This is a genomic window from Neobacillus drentensis (assembly GCF_036965245.1).
Taxonomy (GTDB): Bacteria; Bacillota; Bacilli; order Bacillales; family Cytobacillaceae; genus Neobacillus; species Neobacillus drentensis_G.
In genome coordinates, this window is the sequence record NZ_JBALPG010000237.1 from 1 (window position 1) to 2,066 (window position 2,066).

A 2,066-nucleotide genomic window follows, 5' to 3' on the forward strand; every position below is an offset into this window, starting at 1 on the left:
CTAAATCTGCTGTTGGTCGATCTGGAGGTGAAGGTGGAAGTCCAACACCATTTGCTTTTAATAGCTCTTCAGTTTGGCTAATTTCTTGTTTTAAACCTTGTAATGCTTCTTCAATAAGTTTCTTAAGGTCATTGTCGCCAGTGTGATTAGCAAAGACTTGGTACCCAGCGTGAAGTCCCTTTTCTACTGTTAAGTAAGTCCATGTTCCAAAAACTTCACCGTAATGCATAGGTTCATTTTGAGGATTACCACTTAGAATTCCCATGAAACCACTCCTTAAATTGAAAGTCATTTTCTTTCTTCTCCTTATTGATGGATGTTTGATATCCACAAGGACTAGTTTTCGGAAGAAAAATGAAAAATATGTAAGATTTATTTAAAAAAATAATAAACAGAAGATAGGTTCTGATAATTAACACAATTTATACAGCATTTTCGAAAAGTATATTTTAAGCAGAAAGCTGTTAAAAAATTTTATATTGAGTTATGTCGCACTACGAATAAAATGTGAACTAAAAGAGAGGGGACTTTTATAGAACCATTATGCGGATTTTCTTATTAAACTAAAGGGCAGTTTAGTTGAAGATCGATGTTTAACTTGTGTTCAACAATCGAACCATTTTCTGAGTAACATTCTACAAGTAAATTGGATATTAATGCTAAAATAGGGGTAACTGGACAGTAGTCTTGCAGAGGATAGAGGGGGAGAAAATTGAGAGTTGTTTATAACGTTTGTCACCGTCTAAATAACGATCCTATAATTAGTTTAAGAAGCTTAAAACCTTTATTGAATTCTTATCGTTATCCAAAAGAAAACTTTGTTACAGAAAATCAAGCGTATATAATTGTAGGAGACGTTCCTATTATTATTACTAAACTATTTGACTTTGATGAATACAACGAATTGAGTTGGTTTCACAAAGAAGAAATACCCATACTTGCGTCTATGAGTCTATGTGCTGCAGATATGGGATGGTATTCTCTATATGCAGGGAACGAACCTGTATATGTTTCTGATTCAAATGCCTACTCCTTCGATTTAAGAGATAATAACGTAATAAATGACTTATTATCATTCGCTAGTAAAGAGTTCGGAATAGCCAGTCCTTTATATTTGGAAGGGAAGGTTGAAAAAGAGGAATATATTTGCCCTCCAGAGGTTTTATTTAATGCCATAGATATAAATAATGACGGATTAATAAAATCCCTTAACTATTGGTTAAAGGCATGTATGTTATCTGAGCATAGGCAGTTTAACGAAGAAGCAACAGCTTTATTATTCTTTTCTATGGAAGGGTTACTTAAATTATTTCATACAGAATTGCGAGAGGAAGATTTAGACGTAAGAGTTACTGATGTTGTTGACTATCTAATACAAACATTTGACGTTCCAGAGGCATATGAAGGCTATATAACAATGTGTTACCAACTAAGGAATGACTACGTACATCCTCATAAAAGTGGATGGAATGGTAACTTTGAAGCCGATGATTTGTTAGAAACATTTAACGTTTTAAAAGACATTATATATATATATCTAACTAGGAATAAGTCGATTAGTTTGTGAAAAAATGTATTTAAAGTAACGGAGTGCAATTCTTCAAGATCAGCTGCCATTTCAGGCGGCTTTTTCTTATTGAACTAAAGGGGCAGTTTAGTGGAAGAAGGGAAAAAAATCTTGCTGTTGAATTATTAATGGAATCAGGATTATTGAAGAAAGGAGATTTAATAAATGAGAACTCTAGAATATGATTTATTCCCAGAAGCATATGGTTCAAAAGGGACATTTGTATCTAAGAAAGGTACAATTGCAGAATTGATAATTGATACGGGAATGCTTTTGATGTCAGATATTGACAAGGTTATCCCTCCACTTAAAACACTAAATCGAATGTTTTTGGAAGGTCATTACCCTCGTTTTGGAGAGTGGGAACCATTTGAGATTAACGAAGAAGAATACGAAGAATTAGTAAAACATTTAACTTCAATACCGTTGGCAAGACCTTACAGAACAATAGAAAATACTTAACGATTTTAATTGTGAAGAAATGTACTGATATGAACGA

Annotated in this window: 3 protein-coding genes; 2 read left to right on the forward strand and 1 reads right to left on the reverse strand. The window is 33.1% G+C overall.

Features of this window, described 5'->3' with window-relative positions:
- The coding region (locus tag V7150_RS26130; RefSeq protein WP_335524149.1) for a DUF3231 family protein at positions 1-265 on the reverse strand (265 nt) is incomplete at its 3' end.
- Between the two features lie 447 nt (positions 266-712).
- On the opposite strand from V7150_RS26130, the gene V7150_RS26135 reads away from it, so the two are divergent.
- Together V7150_RS26135 and V7150_RS26140 are read left to right on the forward strand one after the other, a co-directional pair.
- Complete coding sequence (locus tag V7150_RS26135) at positions 713-1,567, forward strand: hypothetical protein (RefSeq protein ID WP_335524151.1); 855 nt, start codon at positions 713-715, stop codon at positions 1,565-1,567.
- 165 nt (positions 1,568-1,732) lie between these two features.
- Positions 1,733-2,029: a hypothetical protein gene (locus tag V7150_RS26140; RefSeq protein WP_335524153.1), complete on the forward strand. Its 297-nt coding sequence runs from the start codon at positions 1,733-1,735 to the stop codon at positions 2,027-2,029.
- The last annotated feature ends 37 nt before the right edge of the window (positions 2,030-2,066 follow it).